We start from the raw sequence: 370 nt of genomic DNA on the forward strand, positions 1-370 counted from the left end.
TTCATGAATTGATTCATTAAAAGCCATTAATTTGTTTTTGAACACGAATTGTTCACGAATTGAACACGAATTGTTCAGAAATTAATGAGTCATTTAACGAGACAATTAATGGGCATTAATGGAGAAAAAATCTTGTTTTGGAACACGAATTGTTCAGAAATTGAACGAATGAATGAAAGACAAAAACCGAAAAAAACCTTTTCCCGGCAGGAACCGCATCTTATCTGTGAATTCATCAAGTGCAAAGCCGCAGCGACTGTGCCGCAGTAAGGCGGAGTAGGTGGCGAATTCATTGCCCTACCATTGAACGGTTTATTTCTGTTTATCGCCTTGAAGAGAATGGCAGCCTTCTGAAAGAAGGCACGGGGGA

At 39.5% G+C, this 370-nt stretch carries 1 protein-coding gene; it reads right to left on the minus strand.

From position 1 onward, the window contains the following. Window positions 1–89: 89 nt before the first annotated feature. The coding region (locus I6E40_RS10765; RefSeq protein ID WP_235387285.1) for a hypothetical protein at window positions 90–370 on the minus strand (281 nt) is incomplete at its 5' end.

Origin of the sequence: Prevotellamassilia timonensis (assembly GCF_021531665.1) — a bacterium.
Lineage (GTDB): Bacteria > Bacteroidota > Bacteroidia > Bacteroidales > Bacteroidaceae > Alloprevotella.